Origin of the sequence: Rhizobium sp. RAF36, from assembly GCF_052114105.1 — a bacterium.
Taxonomy (GTDB): domain Bacteria; phylum Pseudomonadota; class Alphaproteobacteria; order Rhizobiales; family Rhizobiaceae; genus Rhizobium.
Window position 1 is genome coordinate 274033 of the sequence record NZ_JBFREC010000006.1, and the last position, 19867, is coordinate 293899.

Genomic DNA, 19867 nt, shown 5'->3' on the forward strand with positions numbered 1-19867 from the left:
ACGCAGTATCTGGCACCCTTCTTAGAAATTATCTATAAGACCCGCAACCACGCCAGCGGTCGGCGTGAACTTCATCCTTGCGCCGAACATGGAATATTCTTTCCACGTGCGGACAGCGGAAATGGCCGTACCCGCATCCTGATGTGCATTAAGTGCATAGGCGTTCGCACGACTGTGTTGGCTATCAGAAACGGGGTATCTCGTGTCTAAGTCTCTTGACAGCTTCAATTGTCGCTCCACCCTCACTGTCGATGGTAAGGACTACGTCTATTACAGCCTTCCCAAGGCTGAGGCGAATGGTCTTCCGGGCGTTTCGAAGCTTCCCTATTCGATGAAGGTTCTGCTGGAGAACCTGCTGCGCTTCGAGGATGGCCAGTCGGTCACCAAGGAGCACATCCTCGGCGTTGCCGAGTGGCTGAACAACAAGGGCACCGTCGAAAACGAAATCGCCTATCGCCCGGCGCGCGTGCTGATGCAGGACTTCACCGGCGTTCCCGCCGTCGTCGACCTCGCCGCAATGCGCGACGCGATGGTTTCGCTCGGTGGCGACCCCGAGAAGATCAATCCGCTGGTTCCCGTCGATCTCGTCATCGACCACTCCGTCATCGTTGACGAATTCGGCACGCCGCAGGCTTTTGCCAAGAACGTCGAGCTGGAATACCAGCGCAACGGCGAGCGCTACCGCTTCCTGAAGTGGGGCCAGCAGGCATTCAAGAATTTCCGCGTCGTTCCTCCGGGCACCGGCATCTGTCACCAGGTCAACCTCGAATATCTCGGCCAGACCGTCTGGACGAAGGAAGAGGATGGCGAAACGATCGCTTATCCGGATACCTGCGTCGGCACCGACAGCCACACGACGATGATCAACGGTCTCGGCGTTCTCGGTTGGGGCGTTGGCGGTATCGAAGCCGAAGCAGCCATGCTCGGCCAGCCAGTCTCGATGCTTCTGCCTGAGGTCATCGGCTTCAAGCTCACCGGCAAGCTCAAGGAAGGCGTCACCGCGACCGACCTCGTGCTGATGGTCGTGCAGATGCTGCGCAAGAAGGGCGTGGTTTCCAAGTTCGTCGAATTCTTCGGCCCGGGCATGGACAACATGCCGCTCGCCGACCGCGCGACGATCGGCAACATGGGTCCGGAATATGGCGCGACCTGCGGTTTCTTCCCGGTTGACGGCGAAACCATCAACTATCTCAACGTTTCCGGCCGCACCAAGGAGCGTATCGCGCTCGTCGAAGCCTATTCCAAGGCTCAGGGCATGTGGCGCGATGGCGATGGTTCCGACCTCGTCTTCACCGATACGCTGGAACTCGACCTCGGCGACGTCGTACCTGCCATGGCCGGCCCGAAGCGCCCGGAAGGCCGCATCCCGCTCGAAAACATCGCTGCCGGTTTCGCCGGTTCGATGGACGCCGACTACAAGAAGCCAGGCCAGCTCTCGAACCGCTACCCGGTCGAAGGCACCGATTTTGATCTTGGTCATGGCGACGTCGCCATTGCGGCGATCACCTCCTGCACCAACACCTCCAACCCGTCGGTTCTGATCGCTGCCGGCCTTCTCGCCCGCAACGCCGTAGCCAAGGGCCTGAAGACCAAGCCGTGGGTCAAGACCTCGCTGGCACCTGGATCGCAGGTCGTTGGCGAATACCTGGCGAAGTCGGGCCTGCAGGCTGATCTCGACAAGCTCGGCTTCAACCTCGTCGGCTTCGGCTGCACGACCTGCATCGGCAACTCTGGTCCGCTGCCGGCGCCAGTCTCGAAGACGATCAACGACAAGGGTCTGATTGTTTCGGGCGTGCTTTCGGGCAACCGCAACTTCGAAGGCCGTATTTCTCCAGACGTTCAGGCGAACTACCTCGCGTCCCCGCCGCTCGTCGTCGCCTATGCGCTCGCCGGCACGGTCCAGAAGGACCTGACCAAGGAGCCGATCGGTGAAGACCAGAACGGCAACCCGGTCTATCTGAAGGACATCTGGCCGACCTCGCACGAGATCCAGGAATTCATCCAGAAATACGTCACCCGCGAACTTTACGAAACGAAGTACGCCGACGTGTTCAAGGGCGACGTGAACTGGCAGGCCGTTCAGGTTCCTCCGGGCCAGACCTACGCCTGGGACGACAACTCGACCTACGTTCAGAACCCGCCGTATTTCGTCGGCATGGGCAAGACCGGCACGGGCATTTCCGACATCAAGGGTGCGCGCGTTCTCGGTCTCTTCGGCGACAAGATCACCACCGACCACATTTCCCCGGCCGGTTCGATCAAGGCGGCGTCTCCTGCCGGTGCCTACCTCATCGAGCACAATGTCGGCGTTGCAGACTTCAACCAGTACGGCACGCGCCGCGGCAACCATGAAGTGATGATGCGCGGCACCTTCGCCAACATCCGCATCCGCAACCACATGCTCGGCCCGAACGGCAAGGAAGGTGGCTACACCATCCATTACCCGTCGAAGGAAGAGGAATCGATCTACGACGCGGCCATGCAGTACAAGGCCGAGGGCGTTCCGCTCGTCATCTTCGCGGGTGTCGAATACGGCAACGGCTCGTCGCGCGACTGGGCTGCGAAGGGCACCAACCTGCTCGGCGTCAAGGCCGTCATCGCCCAGTCCTTCGAGCGCATCCATCGCTCGAACCTGGTCGGCATGGGCATCATCCCGTTCGTCTTCGAAGAAGGCACGACCTGGGCAAGCCTCGGCCTCAAGGGCGATGAAATCGTCACGATCGAAGGTCTCGAGAACATCAAGCCGCGCGAAAAGAAGATCGCCAAGATCACTTACGGCGACGGCTCGGTGAAGGACGTCCCGCTGCTGTCGCGTGTCGATACGCTCGATGAGGTCATCTACCTCAACAACGGCGGCATCCTGCAGACGGTTCTGCGCGACCTCGCTGCTTAATTCTTAAGACAAGCACATGATAATCGCCGCCGGGGAGCAATCTCCGGCGGTTTTTCTTTGCGGGGACGGGGCTCACGGCGATGTGTTCCCGGCATGGCGGCGGGCGGGGATGTCTCACCCCTTCGTTACTTCCCGTTTGGAACCGGAAGGATTATCTCTACGGTCGTCAATCAGGCCGCGCGGCCTTCGTTCGCCCGATGTCCTGGATAAAGAGGTTGCAATGTCGCCGCGTTTTTTGATTTCGCTGATTGCCGGTCTGGTGCTCGCAGCACCACTTCAAGCCGAAGACGGCAAGCCGAAGGGCGTCGTTGAACTGTTTACCTCGCAGGGCTGCTCATCTTGTCCGCCTGCCGATGCCGCATTTCGCAAGATCGTTGGCCAGGGCAATGTGATCGCGCTCGCCTATCATGTCGATTACTGGAACTATCTCGGCTGGACCGACACGCTGAGTTCCAAGCAGAACACCGAGCGTCAGTACGGCTATGCCCGCATGCTCGGCCGCAGCAACGTTTACACGCCGCAGGTCGTCGTCAACGGCCGTGATCATATGACCGGCTCCGATCTCTCGGCGATCAACGGCAAGATCGATGGCTTTTCGACCGACGGCAAGGGGCTGAATGTCCCTATCGATGCGCAGATGCGGGGCGATGAGCTGGAGATCAAGATTGGCGCCGGCCAGGGGAAAGCCAATGTGGTGATGGTCTATTTCGACAAGGAAAAGACCATCGACGTCGAGAAGGGCGAAAACAGCGGCCAGAAGATTTCCTATATCAACAGCGTAAGCGACATTGAAACTGTCGGAATGTGGGACGGAAAGGCAACAAGCCTGACTTTACCTGCAACGGTTCTGCAAAAGGCCGACCTTGAAGGCTGTGCAATCCTGTTACAGGCTGCTACGGCTGACGGTGATCCGGCCGCGATCCTGGGCGCAACCGTCGTCATGGCCGGGAAAAATATCTGAAAGTTTCATCCGTTCAGGATGGAAAACGGGGCGGCCCGGCTAATCGTATTCGGGGCTGGGGTTAAGGTCGATACGCTCAGCCGGGCCCTTTGGCGCGCTGGCGCCAAATCGGTGAGCGGAATTTCCCCTGCAAATGAGGCGCTGTTTTGACTGAATTGCGGCGCTCAGGAGATTGCATAGCATATGCTTAATGTGATGACTGGCCGCACTTGCAATTTGCGGCGGGTCGGGCAAACTGTCACTCTCCTGTCATAAGCGAGAGGCCTTGGGAGACTGATGACAGATCAGCCGGATTTGCGGCATGGCGATCACCGTTCCGCCGACAATAGTTCCTCAGTCGTCGTCGATCTTAAAGAATACAAGCAGAATAAGGATCCGTTGCCGGTGACCTTTCACCGGCGAGAGCTGGATGCGATCCTGTGGGTCTACGGCCGCATGGTCGGTGAGGGCGAGTGGAAAGACTACGCAATCGACCACATGAAGGATAAGGCGGTGTTCTCCGTCTTCAAGCGCTCCGGCGAAATGCCGCTCTTCACCATCGAGAAAGACCCCAAGCTTGCCAACAAGCAGGGCGCCTATTCCGTCGTCAACACCAACGGCATGATCCTGAAGCGCGGCCACGAGCTGCAGCAGGTGCTGAAGGTGTTCGACAAGGTGCTGAAGCTCGTCGACAAATAGCCGTCAGCCCTTGTAAAGGCTGCCTGGATAGACCGAGGGGTCCGGATCGGTATCCTTTCCCTCGCCCAGCTGCCGCTGCATGAGCATGGTGTCCAGCCAGCGGCCGTGCTTGTAGCCGGTACCCTTGAGCAGGCCGGTTTCCTCGAAACCCAATGAACGATGCAGCGCGATCGATGCCGGATGGGCTCCGCCGATCACGGCGACCATCTGCCGGAAGCCAAGCGCCGTGCAGCGGGCAATCAGTTCCGCGAGCAACGTCTTGCCAACGCCCTTTCCCCGGGCCTCCGGCGCCAGATAGATCGAATCCTCGACCATCCATCGGTAAGCCGGGCGGGTGCGGAACGCGGATGCATAGGCATAGCCCAGCAGCACGCCGTCTTCGTCAATGGCGGCGAGATAGGGGTAGCCCTGGCCCGTTATGGCAGCCAGCCGCGTGGCCATCTCCTGACGTTCCGGCGGGGCAATCTCGTAGCTGGCGACGCCTGACAGCACCGCCTCACGGTAAATCGCGGTGATGGCATCGAGGTCGGAGATGGCGATATCGCGGAGATTAACGGTCATTGGGCGGCCGATGTCTGGAATGTGGTTCAGGCTGAAAACCATCCGGCGCGAGATTTGGCAACAGGAAAAGCGAATAAGGATATCTGGACCATGCAGGGCACTTGCCTGCCGTCGTCGTGATTGTTCCGCTGCCTTCTGTTCCGGCAAGCCGGAGATGACAGCCGTGTGGTGGCCAAGGCCGGCGAGTTGACCGAACCCGCCAGAGCTTCTAGAGAACAGCTTTCGCGGAACAGGCCTTTGCGTCAGGCGGCAGATCGGCCGCATGCGTCAGCCATGGAGAAACGCCATTATCAAGATCCTGGTTTTGCTGCACGCCGCCGTCGGCATTGATTGGCAGTCTCCCCCTGAGGGCACCAGCCTGAAGACCTTGAACGAAGCCGAGGAGAAGGGCTTTATCGAGATTCGCGGCGAGTTCCAGAAGCGGCAATTTCGCCTGACGAAGCGCGGCTCCGACCATGTTGCGCTCGACCGTCGGCGCCTGGCGGCGCGCAAGCTTTAAGAAGCGCAAGGCTGGCCGCTATTTGCCAGCTGCGTGACCACAGCGCCCAATCCACACTCCGAAAAACAAAACCGCCTGCAACATCTCTGTTGCAGGCGGCTCGGTTGTCTCGCATTCGGCCAGACGGTCTGGCCGTCAACAGTTCCGTCTTACTTGCGGTTACCCATGAACTGCAGAAGGAACATGAACAGGTTGATGAAGTCGAGATAGAGCGTCAGCGCGCCCATGATCGCCTTGCGGCCCATGACTTCGGCACCATCGGCTTCGTAGTACATTTCCTTGATCCGCTGCGTATCGTAGGCCGTCAGGCCGGCGAAGATCAGGACGCCGATCACGGAGATCGCGAACTGAAGGGCAGACGAGCCCAGGAAGATGTTCACGATCGACGCGATGATCAGGCCGAACAGACCCATCACCAGGAACGAGCCCATGGCCGAGAGATCACGCTTGGTCGAATAACCGTAGAGCGACAGTGCGCCGAACGAGGCGGCGGTGATGAAGAATGTCTGCACCACGCTCTGGCCGGTATAGATCAGCAGCAGAGACGAGAGCGACAGACCCACCAGCGCGGCGTAGATCCAGAAGGTGGTCTGCGCGGCCGAAACGCTCATGCGGTTGATCCGGAAGCTCAGGAAGAACACCATGGCCAGAGGAGCCAGGATGACGACCCACTTCAGCGGGCTCAGATAGATGGCCTGGCCAAAGGCGGTCAGCTGACCGTCGGCAAAGGCGAATTGGAAAGACAGAAAGGCGGCTACACCCGTGATCGCCAGACCCAGCGCCATCAGGTTGTAGACCTTGAGCATATAGGAGCGCAGCCCCTGGTCGATCATCTCGCCAGTCTGCGCCCGGCTTTGGTAGTTACGAAGGTCAGCCATAGTTTCCTCTTACAAGCTCCGATGTGAATACGGTGTCGGGCTTTGCGACCCGGGCGCCGCTGCGGAGCTCCAGCATGCCTGCGGTCAATATGAGGCTTTCGCCCTTTGCAAACAAGGCCCTTGCAACCGACGGCGGGGTTAAATCGCCGTAAGGTGAAGCTATTTTATCGGGCGCTGCATTACCAGTGCCAGCCCTAGAGCTCGCGCAGAACGGGTGCCGCCTTCTGGCCGAGGATGCGCCAGGTTCCGATCAGGCCGATCCCGACGGTCAGCACCAGGGCGGTGACGATCGTCAGACCCGCGACATCCGGGAGGAAGGCGGAGGGTAGCCGCATGATACGGCTGACGATGAACCATGCTGCCACGCCGCCTGCCAGAAGCGCGAAGATGGCGGTGGCCGCGCCGAGGATCAGATACTCGTAACTGAAGGCGCGGATGAGCATGGCGCGCGTTGCGCCTAGCGTTTTCAACACCACCGCATCGTGCGTCCGGGCCCGGTTTCCGGCGGCGAGCGCGCCTGCCAGCACCAGGATGGAGGCAATGAGTGCGACCGACGCCGCCGCGCGGATCGCGGTCGCAAGCTGCCCGACCAGCTGATTGACGATATCGATCGCATCCTTGACGCGGACGCTTGTCACCGTCGGATAGGTGTTGGTGACAGTCTTCAGGATCGCTGTCTCTTCGGTCGCGCTTGCCGAGGGATCGGTCAGCGTTGCCAGCCAGGCATGCGGGGCGCCACGGAACGTATTCGGCGAAAAGACCATCACGAAGTTCAGCGACAGTGATTCCCACTGGACCTTGCGCAGGTTGGTGATCCGCGCGGTGATGTTTCTGCCCAGCACGTTGACAGTGACGGTATCGCCAATCTTGAGGCCGAGTTCGCCTGCCTCTTCGGCGGAAAAGGAAACCTGCGGCTCGCCGCTGTAATCCTTTGGCCACCAGCTGCCATCTGTGAGTGTGGCATTCTCGGGGATGTTTTCGGAATAGGTGATGCCGCGGTCGCCGCGCAGGACCCATTGCCCTGCCGGCGGCACCTTGCGCTTGGTGACGTCTTCGCCGTTGAAGGCCAGGATGCGGCCTCGCAGCATCGGCACTTCCACCAGCTTGCCATCAGGCGCCTGCTGCTTGATCAGGTTGCGGAAGCTCTCCACCTGGGCACTCTGGATGTCGACGAAGAAGAAATTCGGCGCGCCGCCTGCCATGCGGCCAGTCAGCTGCTGGCGCAGATTGCCGTCGATCAGCGTCAGCGTTACCAAGAGCGCCAGCCCGAGGCCCAGCGAGAGCACGACAGAGGGCGTGAGGGCGCCGGGGCGGTGGATATTGCCGATTGCCAGACGCAACGCCGGCGAATTGACGCGTGGACTGCGCTTCGCCAGCCAGGCGATCAGGGCGGCGACGGCGCGCAGAATCACGAAGGCGAAGACGATGGCGCCGACGAAGACCACGGCGATGAAGCGGTCATAGGCGGTGACGATCGCCAGTCCGGCAAGTGCTGCCATGAAGACGGCGGCCAGCAGGATATAGGGCCAGGAGGGAAGGGCACGGGCTTCGAAGCCCTGTTCGCGGAACAGAGCCGTTGCGGGAACTTCGCGGGCATGTCCCAGCGGCAGGATGGCAAAGGCCAGCGTCGTCAGGATGCCGAAGACAGCGGCCAGCAGCAGCGCGCCCGGATAGAGCGCCGGTGCCGTCGAGACCGGTAGGAACTGGGCCAGGAATTGGGCGGCGATCACAGGCGAGATGGCGCCGAGCGCCAGACCGATCAGGATGCCAGCGAAGGCGATGATGGCGATCTGGAACAGATAAACGAGCACTACGACCGACGCGGGCGCGCCAAGGCATTTGAAGGTGGCGATCGTCGTCCGCTTGGAGTCGAGAAAGGCCCGGACCGCGTTGGCAACGCCGACGCCGCCGACGATCAGCGCGGTAAGGCCGACCAGCGTCAGGAACTGGGAGAAACGGGTGATATTCTCAGTCAGCGATGGCGCAGCGCGATCGCTGGTGCGGATCGACCAGCCAGCGGAGGGAAACTCCTTCGCAGCGCGTTCGCGCACTGCGCCAATTTCGCCGGGATCATCCAGCTTGATCTTGTAGGCATGCTCGACGAGGCTGCCGGTCTGGATCAGTCCCGAAGCCTGCAGCGCGGCGCGACTGACGATCAGCCGTGGCGCGAAGCCGAAGCCCTCGGAGAGCGCGTCCGGCTCTGTCTTGACGGTTCCCGTGATGCTGAGCGTTGCGTTGCCGAGCAGAATTTCGTCGCCGACGGCAAGGCCAAGGCGCTGAAGCAGCAGCGGGGCGGCTACCGCGCCATAGGTGCCGCTTTGGTCGGAGAGCAGGGCCGCCAGCGAATAATCGGGCTCCGATTGGAACGTGCCATAGAGCGGGTAGGCGTCATCGACGGCCTTGACCTCGACCAGCGCCTGGTCGGAACCGTCAGGTTTTCTCGCCATCGAACGCAGCCCCGTCGAGATCGAGACTTTGCCGAAGCCGCGCAGGAAATTCATCTCATCCGGCGATGCCTCGCGATTGTTGAGCTCGAAGCGGACGTCGCCGGCAAGAAGTTCCTGCCCTTGCGACGCGATCGTGTCGGTAATCGAGGTCGAGACGGAATTGACGGCGGCGATCGCGCCGGTGCCGAGCGCGATACAGGCGAGGAAGATGTAGAAGCCCCTGAGGCCGCCGCGAAGCTCGCGAAGGGCCAGGCGGAAGGCGAGTGACGCGCGCGGCGTGATCAGGGTCATGCGAGGACTGCCGCAGACTGGCGTGCCGGGCTGTCGCCTTCGATCTTGCCGGAGCGCACCCGGATCTGCCGCGAGCAGCGGCTGGCAAGCGCATTGTCATGGGTGACGAGCAGCAGGGTCATGCCGCGCTCGGCCTGCTTGGCGAACAGCAGATCAGCGATCTGGCGGCCGGTCTCGGTATCGAGGTTGCCGGTCGGTTCGTCGGCGATCAGAAGAGCGGGAGACGGCGCCAGCGCCCGGGCGATCGCAACACGCTGCTGCTCGCCGCCCGAGAGCTGGCCCGGATAGTGGTTCAGCCGCTCGCCGAGACCGACGGAGCGCAATTCGCGCTGGGCGATCTCGAACGGGTTGGGCACGTTGGCAAGCTCGAGGGGCACTGCGACATTCTCGAGCGCCGTCATGTTGGCGATCAGATGGAAGGACTGGAAAACGATGCCGATGTTCCGGCCGCGGAAATCAGCCAGCTGATCTTCGCTCATGGCGTGGAGCGGCGTGTCCTGAATGTGGATTTCACCGCTATCGAGCCTTTCCAGACCGGCAAGCACCATCAGCAGCGTCGACTTGCCGGATCCCGATGGCCCGACGATGCCGACGGATTCGCCGGCCTCGATCGTCAGGTCGATGCCTTTCAGCACGTGGACCGACGCCGCGGCGTTGCCCAATGTCAAATCCGCGTGCTTCAGCTCGATGATGGTTTTTGCCAAAGAAAATAGCCCTATATAAATCCCAAAGACTTCGACAATTTAGGGAAAGCGGAATGAGATTTAAAGTTGGCCTGCTTCACATCGCTGTCATTGCGGGCTCTCTGCTTGCCGCTACACTGGCAAATGCCGCGACAATCAACCTCGTCGGCTTCGGTGATAGCCTCATGGCCGGGTTCCAGCTGCCGCCGGGAGACGGCTTTCCCGAGAAGCTGCAGGCCGCACTCAAAGCGAAAGGCGTCGATGTCGCGATCACCAATGCCGGCGTTTCCGGCGACACCTCGACCGGAGGGCTTGCGCGGGTCGACTGGTCGGTTCCCGACGGAACGAGCGGCGTCATCCTCGAGCTCGGCGCCAATGATGCGCTTCGGGGGATCGCGCCCGAGGAAACCGAGCGAAACCTTGATGAAATCATTGCCCGGCTAAAGAACAGAGGTATTCCGGTCCTGCTTGCCGGCATGATCGCGCCGCCGAACATGGGGGCGGACTATGCTGCTCGGTTCAATCCGATCTTCGAGAAACTGGCGCAAAAACATCAGGTTCCGCTCTACGCCTTTTTCCTTGATGGCGTTGTGCTAGACCCCAGCCTTAAACTTGAGGACGGTATGCACCCTAATTCCAAGGGAGTGGATGTCATGGTTCAGAAGATGGAGCCGGCTGTCACAAATTTCATCGGGACGATTTCTACTGTGAAGAAATAGGGGCTTGCGCGGCTCACCATTGCGTGATTCCGTGTTAGCACCTGCAAAAGATTCGGGGAGTGCTCGTTATGCCGAGACTTTTTACCGCCCTCGAAATTCCGCGCAATGCGGCGATGAGCCTTTCATTGCTGCGCGGTGGTCTTCCCGGTGCCCGATGGATCGATGTGGAGAATTACCACGTCACTTTGCGCTTCATCGGTGATGTCGATGGCCGCACCGCTGACGAGATCGTCGAGCGGCTGGACAGGATCGACCGCCCGGAATTCCAGATCAGGCTCGATGGTATCGGCGCTTTCGGTTCCAAGAAGCCGCACTCGGTTTGGGCGGGTGTATCGCCTTCACCCGAGATGTATGCTCTTCAGGGCGAGATCGAGCGTATCTGCCAGAGGATCGGCCTTCCGCCCGATCCCCGCAAGTTTACGCCGCATGTGACGCTTGCCCGCCTGAAGTCGTCGCGCGTCGATGACGTGGTTCACTACCTCTCGGGCCGCGGCAATTTCCAGACGTCGACTTTCACCGTGCCGCGCTTCGTCCTGCTCTCGTCGCGGGATTCGGTCGGCGGCGGGCCTTATCTGACGGAAGAGGTCTTCCCGCTCCATGAAGCGCTGTCGGCGCCGAGTTCGCCAAGCAATTTCATGCAGCCGGCCAAGAGCCTGGCATAGACATTCTCGAAGCCTTCCGGACCACCGTAATAGGGGTCCGGAATATCTTCGCCGGTGCCGAGGGCGATGTCGCCGAAAAGGTGGATGTTGCGGGCGTTCGGTGATGCGCGCCGAAGCTCGGCCACGTTGTTCCGGTCCATCGCGATAACCAGATCGAATGCCGCGAAGTCTTCGCTGCGGATGCGGCGTGCCCTTTGTGCGGATATGTCGATCCCGTGCTGTCTGGCTGTTGCGGCTGATCGCCGGTCTGGCGGGTCGCCTTCGTGCCAGCCGCCCGTTCCGGCCGCATCGATGGCAAACTTGTCCGAGAGCCCGGCCTCTGCCGCGGCATGGCGGAAGATTCCTTCCGCCAGGGGCGACCGGCAGATATTGCCCATGCAAACAAACAGGATGCTGACGCGTTTCATGAAGAGACCTATGAAAGGTGATCGGAGGACAATGACATGAAGATGGAAAAACTGGAACGCCGCGCAATCGACGAGCATCTGGCAGCAGTCGCAGGATGGGCGCTTGCCGAGGACGGCAAGTCGATCTCCAAAACCTTCAAGTTCGGCAGCTTCGTCGAAGCGTTCGGCTTCATGGCGCAGTCGGCGCTTTCGGCCGAGAAGCTCAATCACCATCCGGAATGGTTCAATGTCTATTCGCGGGTCGACGTGACGCTTAACACGCACGATGCCGGCGGGCTGACCGAGCTTGATTTCAAACTGGCCAAGGCAATGGACAAGGCGGCCGGTCTGAACGCGAACAATTGAATCGCGTCCGGCAGTCACCATATCAGGCCATGCATTTTGAGGAGATCGGAATGGACGACGTCAAATACGGTGAGATCCTGCTGCCCGGCGATGAGGAAACCCAGAGCCGCCGGGAAAAGGCCGTGCGCAAGAAGTTCTGGCCGACCTTCAAGCGCGCCGTCCGGCAGATTCCCTTCTCGCGCGATGTCGTTGCTGCTTTCTATTGCGCCACCGACCCGGCGACGCCTGCGCGCGTCCGCGGCATCCTGTTGGCAGCACTCGCCTATTTCGTTCTGCCGTTCGACATGATCCCGGATATTTTCGCGGTTGTCGGCTTCTCCGACGACATTGCCGTGCTGTCGGCCGCCTTTGCGCTTGTCAGCGGCCATATGAAGCCCAAGCACTATGAGGCTGCCGATCGCGCCCTTGCCGATCAGCCCGAGGGCATGAAGACCGTCTAGGCGGTTTCCGCGTCCAGAACCTTCTTGAGCTTGCCGAAGGCGAGCCTGATCCTCGATTTCACCGTTCCGAGCGGCAGTCCCGTGGCTTCGGCGATTTCCGAATGCGATTGCCCGAGGAAGAAGGCGGCGCGCAGCATCTCGCGCTGCTCCTCCGGCAGCTGGCTGACCGCGGCGCGCACATGGGCATCGCGGTCATCATTGGCGACCGCCTCGTCGGCACCGATTTCGGCAGCCGGTTGCAGTGTCGGGTCGTCTTCATCAAGGACGCGAGCCCTGGCGCGCCGCTGCAGGTCGATGCGGCGGTTGCGGGCGATGCGGAACAGCCAGGTGGATAGCGAAGAGCGCGCCGGATCGTAGAGACCGGCCTTGTGCCAGAGCACGATCATCACTTCCTGGACCAACTCTTCTGCCTCGGTTGCGGGCATGCGTTGGCGAAGCAGCCAAGATTTCAGCCTCGGCGCGAAATAATCGAACAGGACGGAGAAAGCCTGCTGGTCCCGCTGATCGGCGACAGCTTTTGCGAGGGCAGCGAAACGCTGTTTTTCCTCAGCATCCATGTCCGGTCACGTTCCCCCTGGCTCAGGCAATTCTTGGACGAATTTCCAATACCTTAATGAGGTACAACGGATTTTCGAAAGGTCAAACTCTTGCCTGAATCTTTATGTCTTAAATTGCTCTCGAAGGGATGACGCGATGTCATCGACGCATAACATCACCGCAGGCAGCCGCACCAAGCCGAACGTTGACACACAGGCCTAAATGACACAGGTGGAGACAAATCACGGTCTCCGTTGACGCTTTGGTAACCTGAATTAAGTCAAAATAAAGCAGATCGTGACGAAAGCGCTGCCCGCTCTGATCGGGCGCTGAATCGCAAGAACCGGCAGGAAATCAATGTTTGTAAAAAGTATCGCACCCGCTCTCGCTCTCGTTCTCATCACGGCCGGAGTCGCAGGAGCGCAGCAGGGCGGAGCCTCGGCGCCGACCCGCATCCAGCAGTTCCAGGCTTGGGGCGCCTATTCCTACAAGCAGGGCAACAGCACCGTCTGCTACGTACTGTCCGTTCCGACAACGAAGCAGCCGGCAAGCGTCGATCATGGTGATAACTTCTTCATCGTATCGCAGCGCCCGGGCCAGAACATTTCCTACGAGCCGCAGGCGATGATGGGCTACACGGTCAAGGAAAATTCCAAGATCAACGTTGTCATCGACAACAAGACCTTCGTCATGTTCACCAAGGACAAGGCGGGCTGGGTCGAGAATGCAGCTCAGGAGCCCGCTCTCGTGGCGGCGATGAAGGGCGGTCACTCGATGACGGTCACAGCTGTCTCGCGCAAGGGCACCGGCACGTCCTACGCCTATTCGCTGTCCGGCATTTCGGCGGCGCTGAAGCAGATCGAAAGCTGCAAGTAAGCTCTTGCGCTCGATCGAAGAATTCGAAGGCCGGCCTTGCGCCGGCCTTTGCCGTTTCCATCTATAGTGACGTGCGGGGAAAATGATGATAAAGCCCCGCGCAATGGCGGAACGATTGCGGCTTTGCCCGTAGCTCCGCATTCAATTTTCTGCGAACTGCCGATGTCACCCGCCAAGTCTTCCGGCTTACCGGGATGCGTCCAGTTTTGATTTCGGGATCGAGAAACTATGTCCGTCATGGATGCTATGGCCGTTACCAAGCCGCAGGCGCCGCGCCCCCAGATCAGCGACGAGAAGCCCTCGCTGATCGGTTTGTCGCGCGAGCAGATGGCCGATGCGCTGCGCGAAAAGGGCGTGCCGGAAAAGCAGATCAAGATGCGCGTCAGCCAGCTCTGGAACTGGATCTATGTGCGCGGCGTCTCCGATTTCGATCATATGGCGAATATCTCCAAGGATATGCGCGAAACGCTGAAGCAGCATTTCACGATCGCCCGTCCTGAAATCGTCGAGGAGCAGGTTTCCAACGACGGTACCCGCAAATGGCTGCTGCGCTTTCCGCCGCGCGGCGCCGGGCGTCCCGTCGAGATCGAAGCCGTCTATATTCCCGAAGAAGGCCGCGGCACGCTCTGCATTTCCAGTCAGGTTGGCTGCACGCTCACCTGTTCCTTCTGTCACACCGGCACGCAGCGCCTGGTGCGCAACCTGACAGCGGAGGAAATTCTCTCGCAGCTGCTGCTTGCCCGCGACCGGCTGGGCGACTTCCCGGATCGCGAGGCACCGCAGGGCACGATCATGCCGGCCGAGGGCCGCAAGGTCAGCAATATCGTGATGATGGGCATGGGCGAGCCGCTCTACAATTTCGATGCCGTCAAGCAGGCGCTGCTGATCGCGACGGATGGCGATGGACTGTCGCTCTCGAAGCGCCGCGTCACGCTGTCCACATCCGGCGTCGTGCCTGAGATCTTCCGCACCGGCGACGAGATCGGCGTCATGCTGGCGATCTCGCTGCACGCCGTTCGCGACGACCTGCGCGACATCCTGGTGCCGATCAACAAGAAGTATCCGCTGAAGGAACTGATCGACGCCTGCCGGAAGTATCCGGGTCTTTCCAACGCCCGCCGCATCACCTTCGAATATGTGATGCTGAAGGACGTCAATGACAGTCTGGAAGACGCGAAGGGGTTGATCCAGCTACTGAAGGGTGTTCCGGCGAAGATCAACCTGATCCCGTTCAACCCGTGGCCGGGCACCAACTATCAGTGTTCGGATTGGGCGCAGATCGAGAAGTTTGCCGATTTCATCAATTCGGCCGGCTACGCCTCGCCGATCCGCACGCCGCGCGGCCGCGATATTCTTGCAGCCTGCGGGCAGCTAAAGTCGGAATCCGAGCGCATGCGCAAGACCGAGCGTCTCGCCTTCGAAGCGATGATGATTGCCAATCACGGCGCGGACGACTGATCAGCAAGTTTGATCCTTCTAACAGTTCTTTGCGATTGATCGGGCCTTCGTCTTTTTCTAGAAGCGCCTGATAATCTATGGAGGACTCTATGCGTTCGATCTTGCTCGCCGTTGCGGCGACCCTTGCCCTTACCCTGCCTGCAAAGGCTGAAGACGTCACGGTTGCCGTGACGGCGATCGTCGAGCATCCGGCACTCGATGCCGTTCGCAAGGGCGTGCAGGACACGCTGGCGGCTGCCGGCTACAAGGAAGGCGAGAACCTCAAGTTCCTGTTCGAATCCGCACAGGGCAACCCGGCAACGGCAGCGCAGATCGCCCGCCAGTTCGCCGGCGAAGATCCGAACGTCATCGTACCGATCTCCACGCCGTCGGCGCAGGCCGTCGTTTCCTCGACGCGCGATATTCCTGTCGTCTTCACCGCGGTTTCCGATCCGCTCGGCGCACAGCTGGTGAAGGACATGGACAAGCCGGGCGGCAACGTTACCGGTCTGTCCGACATGTCGCCGGTTGCCGAGCATATCGCGCTGATCAAGGAAATCCTGCCGAACGTGAAGTCGATCGGCTATCTCTACAATTCGGGCGAAGCCAACTCCGTATCGCTGTTGGCCGTGCTGAAGACGGAAGCCGAGAAGGCCGGCCTCAAGGTCGTTGAATCCGCCGCCACCAAGTCGGCGGAAGTTCAGGGCGCCGCCCGCGCGCTTGTCGGCCGTGCTGACGTCATCTACGTGCCGACCGACAACACGATCATCTCGGCTCTCGAAGGCGCGGTTGCCGTTGCCGAGGAAGCGAAGCTGCCGCTCTTCACCGCCGACACCGATTCCGTCTCGCGCGGCTCGATCGCCGCCCTCGGCTTCAACTACTACGATGTCGGCAAGCAGACCGGCGATATCGTCGTGCGCATTCTCAAGGGTGAGAACCCGGGCGACATTGCCGTCAAGGTTGCTGCCGGTAGCGACCTCGTCGTCAACAAGAAGGCCGCCGAAAAGATGGGCGTGACGCTGCCGGAAAGCGTGCTGAAGCGCGCCAACCGCGTCGTCGAGTAAACCGAAACCGTCGCTTTCGATATTGCGTTTAGCCGCCCCTGTTTCTAAACGGGGGCGGTTTGGTATTTTAAGACCCGCGAAAGCACGGGCACAGAAGAACAGAAAGGCGGGAGGCCTTGAGCCAGATTGCATTTTGGGGAGCCGTGGAACTGGGGCTGGTCTATGCCTTCGTTGCGCTCGGCGTCTATCTCGCCTTCCGCGTGCTCGATTTTCCGGATCTGACGGTCGACGGGTCGTTTCCGCTTGGGGCCGCCGTCACTGCGGTGTTGATCATCGCGGGCGTCAATCCATGGCTTGCCGCGCTGGTGGCGATGATTGCGGGCTCTGCTGCCGGCATCGTCACGGCGATGCTGAACGTGCGGTTCAAGATTCTCAATCTGCTCGCCTCGATCCTGACGATGATCGCGCTGTTCTCGGTGAACCTGCGCGTGATGGGCAAGCCGAACGTGGCGCTGATCAATGCCGACACGATGATAAGCCCGTTCTTCGGTCATGGCCTGCGAGATTTCTACGTCCGTCCGCTTTTCGTCGGCGTGCTCGTCGTCATCGCCGTTATCGTCGTCTGGCGTTTCCTTGAGAGCGATGCGGGACTTGCGATGCGCGCGACTGGCGCCAACGCCCGCATGGCCCGCGCCCAGGGCGTCGATACCAACCGGCAGATCTATCTCGGCATGGCGATCTCGAATGCGCTGGTGGCGCTCGGCGGCTCGCTGTTTGCGCAGACCAATGGCTTTGCCGACGTCACATCGGGTGTGGGCACGATCGTCGTCGGTCTCGCGGCCGTCATCGTCGGTGAAACGTTGCTTGGGCGGCGCGGTCTGCTGATCGCGTTGATCGGCTGCGTGCTCGGCTCGATCATCTATCGCATCGCCATCCAGCTTGCGCTGTCGACGGATTTCATCGGCCTGCAGGCTTCGGACCTCAATTTCGTCACGGCGGTACTCGTGACGATCGCGTTGATCCTTCCCCGTCTTCGCCGCGGAGGAGCTGCATCATGATCAGCGTTCAGGATATCAAGGTCGTCTTCGGCAAGGGCACGCCACTTGAAAAGAAGGCGTTGAACGGCATCAGCCTGACGATCGAGCAGGGCTCCTTCGTCACCGTCATCGGCTCGAATGGCGCCGGCAAATCGACCCTGCTCGGCGTGCTCGCAGGCGACGTTCTGGCCAGCGAAGGCAAGGTGACGATCGGCACAACCGACGTCACGCGCAAGCAGACGGCGGCGCGGGCCGGTCTTGTGGCACGCGTGTTCCAGGATCCGTTGACCGGAAGCTGCGGTGTCCTGTCTATCGAGGAAAATCTGGCGCTGGCCGCCCGCCGCGGCGAGCGGCGCGGCCTGGCGTCGGCCCTCGGGCCAAAGCGCCGCGAGCATTTCCGCGAGCGCATCGGCGAGCTCAATCTCGGTCTCGAAAACCGCATGGCCGACCGTATGGATCTGCTTTCCGGCGGTCAGCGGCAGGCAGTGTCGCTGGTCATGGCAACGCTTGCCGGTTCGGAAGTGCTGCTGCTCGACGAGCATACGGCGGCGCTCGACCCCGGGATGGCGGAATTCGTCATGGGGCTGACTGACAAGATCGTTTCTGAGCGCAAGCTGACGACGCTGATGGTCACCCATTCGATGCGCCAGGCGCTCGACTACGGCCATCGGACGATCATGCTGCATGGCGGCGAGATCGTGCTCGATGTCAGCGGCGACAACCGCAAGGATCTGCAGGTCGAGGACCTGATCGCGATGTTTCGCAAGATGCGCGGCCAGACGCTCGACGACGATGCATTGCTGATCGGCTGATCGAAATATTTTCGAGGCGATGTCGATCCGCTTGCATCGCATTCGTTATCCGTCACCATCGCATGGAGCGGTGGTGAGCTGAGGAGACGGATGATGAAATATATAGCGCTGATCTACATGGACCCGAGCACGCGCACGCCCCAGGTTCCCCTGAATTCGGCAAGATGATGAGCGGCTATGCTACCGCGACCGAGACCTACAAGAAGGATGGGATCTGGGTTGCCGGCGATGCGCTGCAGTCGGTGACCACCGCGACCACCGTCAGGGTGCGCAACGGCCGGACCGAGACCATGGATGGTCCCTTCGCCGATACCAAGGAGCAGCTTGGCGGGTTCTACATCCTCGATTGCGACAATCTCGATGACGCCATCAAATACGCAGCGATGATCCCGCATGCGGCTATGGGCTGCGTCGAGGTGCGGCCGATCATGGTCTTCGACCGCTGATGAGCGAGGTTCCGGCCGCCGGTCCAGTTGCCGACACGATCGACAGGATCGCCCGGCAGGACGGTGGCCGTCTCCTTTCCAGCCTGGTGGGGGCGCTGCGGGATTTCCAGCTCGCCGAGGACAGCCTGCAGGACGCACTGGAATCGGCGCTGGTCCATTGGGGCTGCAATGGTCTCCCGGCTTCGCCAAACGCCTGGCTGATGCAGGTCGCCCGCCGCAAGGCGATCGACCGGCTGCGGCGCTCGGCCAATTTCCGGGCGAAGTCTGCAGAGATCACCTATCTTGACGAGCTCGAGCGCGCATCGCCCGTGGCGGACGAGCCTGATCCGATCGGTGATGAGCGGCTGAAGCTGATCTTTGCCTGCTGCCACCCGGCGATCGACCGGAAGACCTGCGTTGCGCTGACCTTGCGCTCTGTCTGCGGGCTGAGAACCGAAGAGATCGCCGACGCCTTTCTCGACCGGCACGATGCGATGGCACAGCGTCTGGTGCGCGCCCGCGACAAGATCGCCAAGGCCGGCATCGCCTATGAAGTGCCGGGGCCGGAGGGGTGGACGGCACGGCTCGAAAGCGTGCTTGCCGTCGTCTATCTGATCTTCAATGAAGGATATGCTTCCGGCAGCGGCAGCCATATCCGCGTCGATCTCTGTGAGGAGGCGATCCGGCTCGGGCGGCTGCTGATGGCGTTGCGCCCTGATGAGTCGGAGATCGAGGGGCTGCTATCGCTGATGCTGCTGCATCACGCCCGCAGGGCCGCGCGGATCGGCGAGGGCGGCGCGATCCTCACTCTCGAAATGCAGGATCGCAGCCTCTGGGATCGCACGGGGATAGCCGAGGGCGTGGCCCTGATTGAACGCGCGCTGAAGCGTGGCTGCCCAGGCGCGTATCAGCTGCAGGCGGCCACCATTGCCGTGCATGCGGAGGCGCGGGATTTTGCCGATACGGATTGGCAACAGATTGCCTTGCTCTACGGCGCGCTTGCCCGCACTGCCGACAACCCGGTCTATGAACTGAACCGGATCGTCGCGCTGTCCTATATTGAGGGCGCGGCCGCAGCACTTGCCCGGCTCAAGCCGATCGCCATGGCGCTTACGCAGTATCAGCCCTTCTATGCGGTGCAGGCCGATTTTCTGGCGCGCGACGGCCAGGTTGATCAGGCGAGGCTCGCCTATGGCAGGGCGATCGAGCTCTCACTGTCCGAGGCCGAGAAGCTGTTTCTGGCGCAGCGGCTCGAGGCGCTGCGGGACAGCTAAG

21 protein-coding genes are annotated in these 19867 nt (G+C 61.0%); 15 read left to right on the forward strand and 6 right to left on the reverse strand.

Annotated elements, in window-relative coordinates; all coding sequences use genetic code 11:
* Nucleotides 1-202: 202 nt before the first annotated feature.
* From acnA to AB4Z25_RS21525, 3 genes are all read left to right on the forward strand, one after another.
* Nucleotides 203-2893, forward strand: coding sequence for an aconitate hydratase AcnA (acnA, locus tag AB4Z25_RS21515; protein WP_112540475.1), 2691 nt, complete (start codon nt 203-205; stop codon nt 2891-2893).
* Between the two features lie 220 nt (nt 2894-3113).
* Nucleotides 3114-3854: a DUF1223 domain-containing protein gene (locus AB4Z25_RS21520; RefSeq protein WP_112385827.1), complete on the forward strand. Its 741-nt coding sequence runs from the start codon at nt 3114-3116 to the stop codon at nt 3852-3854.
* Between the two features lie 276 nt (nt 3855-4130).
* The gene (locus AB4Z25_RS21525) at nt 4131-4532 is read left to right on the forward strand and encodes a DUF2794 domain-containing protein (RefSeq protein WP_112540476.1); all 402 of its coding nucleotides are present in this window, start codon (nt 4131-4133) and stop codon (nt 4530-4532) included.
* Nucleotides 4533-4535: 3 nt separating this feature from the next.
* On the opposite strand, the gene AB4Z25_RS21530 is transcribed toward AB4Z25_RS21525, so the two are convergent.
* The gene (locus tag AB4Z25_RS21530) at nt 4536-5093 is read right to left on the reverse strand and encodes a GNAT family N-acetyltransferase (protein WP_112540510.1); all 558 of its coding nucleotides are present in this window, start codon (nt 5091-5093) and stop codon (nt 4536-4538) included.
* Nucleotides 5094-5355: 262 nt separating this feature from the next.
* Here AB4Z25_RS21530 and AB4Z25_RS21535 point away from each other — a divergent pair, with 262 nt between their 5' ends.
* Nucleotides 5356-5592, forward strand: a complete 237-nt coding sequence (locus AB4Z25_RS21535) for a hypothetical protein (RefSeq protein WP_207225207.1) — start codon at nt 5356-5358, stop codon at nt 5590-5592.
* A 149-nt stretch (nt 5593-5741) separates the two neighbouring features.
* Here the strand turns inward: AB4Z25_RS21535 and AB4Z25_RS21540 are convergent, their stop codons facing one another.
* From AB4Z25_RS21540 to AB4Z25_RS21550, 3 genes are all read right to left on the reverse strand, one after another.
* The gene (locus AB4Z25_RS21540; RefSeq protein WP_112540477.1) at nt 5742-6470 is read right to left on the reverse strand and encodes a Bax inhibitor-1/YccA family protein; all 729 of its coding nucleotides are present in this window, start codon (nt 6468-6470) and stop codon (nt 5742-5744) included.
* Between the two features lie 194 nt (nt 6471-6664).
* Nucleotides 6665-9208 carry an ABC transporter permease gene (locus AB4Z25_RS21545; RefSeq protein WP_112540478.1) on the reverse strand — a complete coding sequence of 848 codons (2544 nt, stop codon included), beginning with the start codon at nt 9206-9208 and terminating at the stop codon, nt 6665-6667.
* Entirely contained in the window at nt 9205-9912 is a 708-nt protein-coding gene (locus tag AB4Z25_RS21550; protein WP_112540479.1) for an ABC transporter ATP-binding protein, read from the reverse strand. Before AB4Z25_RS21550 ends, AB4Z25_RS21545 begins: the two co-directional genes overlap by 4 nt.
* A gap of 53 nt (nt 9913-9965) precedes the next feature.
* Here AB4Z25_RS21550 and AB4Z25_RS21555 point away from each other — a divergent pair, with 53 nt between their 5' ends.
* Together AB4Z25_RS21555 and thpR are read left to right on the forward strand one after the other, a co-directional pair.
* The gene (locus AB4Z25_RS21555; protein ID WP_112385822.1) at nt 9966-10610 is read left to right on the forward strand and encodes an arylesterase; all 645 of its coding nucleotides are present in this window, start codon (nt 9966-9968) and stop codon (nt 10608-10610) included.
* A 68-nt stretch (nt 10611-10678) separates the two neighbouring features.
* Entirely contained in the window at nt 10679-11272 is a 594-nt protein-coding gene (gene thpR, locus AB4Z25_RS21560) for an RNA 2',3'-cyclic phosphodiesterase (RefSeq protein ID WP_112517775.1), read from the forward strand.
* Here the strand turns inward: thpR and AB4Z25_RS21565 are convergent.
* Nucleotides 11179-11679: a low molecular weight protein-tyrosine-phosphatase gene (locus tag AB4Z25_RS21565; RefSeq protein ID WP_112540480.1), complete on the reverse strand. Its 501-nt coding sequence runs from the start codon at nt 11677-11679 to the stop codon at nt 11179-11181. The genes thpR and AB4Z25_RS21565 overlap by 94 nt on opposite strands.
* A gap of 36 nt (nt 11680-11715) precedes the next feature.
* Between AB4Z25_RS21565 and AB4Z25_RS21570 the strand changes: the two genes are divergently transcribed.
* Both AB4Z25_RS21570 and AB4Z25_RS21575 read left to right on the forward strand, forming a co-directional pair.
* A complete protein-coding gene (locus tag AB4Z25_RS21570) occupies nt 11716-12024 on the forward strand; it encodes a 4a-hydroxytetrahydrobiopterin dehydratase (RefSeq protein WP_112540481.1) in 309 nt (102 codons plus the stop codon).
* A 50-nt stretch (nt 12025-12074) separates the two neighbouring features.
* Nucleotides 12075-12464, forward strand: a complete 390-nt coding sequence (locus AB4Z25_RS21575) for a YkvA family protein (RefSeq protein ID WP_112385818.1) — start codon at nt 12075-12077, stop codon at nt 12462-12464.
* Here the strand turns inward: AB4Z25_RS21575 and AB4Z25_RS21580 are convergent.
* Nucleotides 12461-13021, reverse strand: a complete 561-nt coding sequence (locus AB4Z25_RS21580; protein WP_112540482.1) for a sigma-70 family RNA polymerase sigma factor — start codon at nt 13019-13021, stop codon at nt 12461-12463. The genes AB4Z25_RS21575 and AB4Z25_RS21580 overlap by 4 nt on opposite strands.
* A 337-nt stretch (nt 13022-13358) precedes the next feature.
* Here AB4Z25_RS21580 and AB4Z25_RS21585 point away from each other — a divergent pair, with 337 nt between their 5' ends.
* The 7 genes from AB4Z25_RS21585 (at nt 13359) to AB4Z25_RS21615 (ending at nt 19866) form a co-directional block, all read left to right on the forward strand.
* Nucleotides 13359-13877 (forward strand): invasion associated locus B family protein, encoded by a 519-nt coding sequence (locus AB4Z25_RS21585; protein WP_112385816.1) that lies wholly within the window; start codon nt 13359-13361, stop codon nt 13875-13877.
* A gap of 228 nt (nt 13878-14105) precedes the next feature.
* Nucleotides 14106-15335 (forward strand): 23S rRNA (adenine(2503)-C(2))-methyltransferase RlmN, encoded by a 1230-nt coding sequence (gene rlmN / locus AB4Z25_RS21590; RefSeq protein WP_112385815.1) that lies wholly within the window; start codon nt 14106-14108, stop codon nt 15333-15335.
* 89 nt (nt 15336-15424) lie between these two features.
* Nucleotides 15425-16378 (forward strand): ABC transporter substrate-binding protein, encoded by a 954-nt coding sequence (locus AB4Z25_RS21595; RefSeq protein ID WP_112385814.1) that lies wholly within the window; start codon nt 15425-15427, stop codon nt 16376-16378.
* Nucleotides 16379-16494: 116 nt separating this feature from the next.
* Nucleotides 16495-17376 carry an ABC transporter permease gene (locus AB4Z25_RS21600; RefSeq protein ID WP_112385813.1) on the forward strand — a complete coding sequence of 294 codons (882 nt, stop codon included), beginning with the start codon at nt 16495-16497 and terminating at the stop codon, nt 17374-17376.
* Entirely contained in the window at nt 17373-18167 is a 795-nt protein-coding gene (locus AB4Z25_RS21605) for an ABC transporter ATP-binding protein (protein ID WP_112540483.1), read from the forward strand. Before AB4Z25_RS21600 ends, AB4Z25_RS21605 begins: the two co-directional genes overlap by 4 nt.
* A 167-nt stretch (nt 18168-18334) precedes the next feature.
* The gene (locus tag AB4Z25_RS21610; RefSeq protein ID WP_442208950.1) at nt 18335-18613 is read left to right on the forward strand and encodes a YciI family protein; all 279 of its coding nucleotides are present in this window, start codon (nt 18335-18337) and stop codon (nt 18611-18613) included.
* Nucleotides 18613-19866, forward strand: a complete 1254-nt coding sequence (locus tag AB4Z25_RS21615; protein WP_112540484.1) for a DUF6596 domain-containing protein — start codon at nt 18613-18615, stop codon at nt 19864-19866. Before AB4Z25_RS21610 ends, AB4Z25_RS21615 begins: the two co-directional genes overlap by 1 nt.
* Nucleotide 19867 lies beyond the last annotated feature (1 nt).

Coding starts and splice junctions, on each gene's coding strand:
- AB4Z25_RS21595 (WP_112385814.1), top strand. CDS start 15,425: ATGCGTTCGATCTTGCTCGCCGTTGCGGCGACCCTTGCCCTTACCCTG.
- AB4Z25_RS21610 (WP_442208950.1), top strand. CDS start 18,335: ATGAGCGGCTATGCTACCGCGACCGAGACCTACAAGAAGGATGGGATC.
- AB4Z25_RS21585 (WP_112385816.1), top strand. CDS start 13,359: ATGTTTGTAAAAAGTATCGCACCCGCTCTCGCTCTCGTTCTCATCACG.
- AB4Z25_RS21545 (WP_112540478.1), bottom strand. CDS start 9,208: ATGACCCTGATCACGCCGCGCGCGTCACTCGCCTTCCGCCTGGCCCTT.
- AB4Z25_RS21520 (WP_112385827.1), top strand. CDS start 3,114: ATGTCGCCGCGTTTTTTGATTTCGCTGATTGCCGGTCTGGTGCTCGCA.
- AB4Z25_RS21540 (WP_112540477.1), bottom strand. CDS start 6,470: ATGGCTGACCTTCGTAACTACCAAAGCCGGGCGCAGACTGGCGAGATG.
- AB4Z25_RS21575 (WP_112385818.1), top strand. CDS start 12,075: ATGGACGACGTCAAATACGGTGAGATCCTGCTGCCCGGCGATGAGGAA.
- rlmN (WP_112385815.1), top strand. CDS start 14,106: ATGTCCGTCATGGATGCTATGGCCGTTACCAAGCCGCAGGCGCCGCGC.
- AB4Z25_RS21580 (WP_112540482.1), bottom strand. CDS start 13,021: ATGGATGCTGAGGAAAAACAGCGTTTCGCTGCCCTCGCAAAAGCTGTC.
- AB4Z25_RS21535 (WP_207225207.1), top strand. CDS start 5,356: ATGCGTCAGCCATGGAGAAACGCCATTATCAAGATCCTGGTTTTGCTG.
- AB4Z25_RS21555 (WP_112385822.1), top strand. CDS start 9,966: ATGAGATTTAAAGTTGGCCTGCTTCACATCGCTGTCATTGCGGGCTCT.
- AB4Z25_RS21605 (WP_112540483.1), top strand. CDS start 17,373: ATGATCAGCGTTCAGGATATCAAGGTCGTCTTCGGCAAGGGCACGCCA.
- AB4Z25_RS21570 (WP_112540481.1), top strand. CDS start 11,716: ATGAAGATGGAAAAACTGGAACGCCGCGCAATCGACGAGCATCTGGCA.
- AB4Z25_RS21530 (WP_112540510.1), bottom strand. CDS start 5,093: ATGACCGTTAATCTCCGCGATATCGCCATCTCCGACCTCGATGCCATC.
- AB4Z25_RS21615 (WP_112540484.1), top strand. CDS start 18,613: ATGAGCGAGGTTCCGGCCGCCGGTCCAGTTGCCGACACGATCGACAGG.
- AB4Z25_RS21525 (WP_112540476.1), top strand. CDS start 4,131: ATGACAGATCAGCCGGATTTGCGGCATGGCGATCACCGTTCCGCCGAC.
- AB4Z25_RS21565 (WP_112540480.1), bottom strand. CDS start 11,679: ATGAAACGCGTCAGCATCCTGTTTGTTTGCATGGGCAATATCTGCCGG.
- thpR (WP_112517775.1), top strand. CDS start 10,679: ATGCCGAGACTTTTTACCGCCCTCGAAATTCCGCGCAATGCGGCGATG.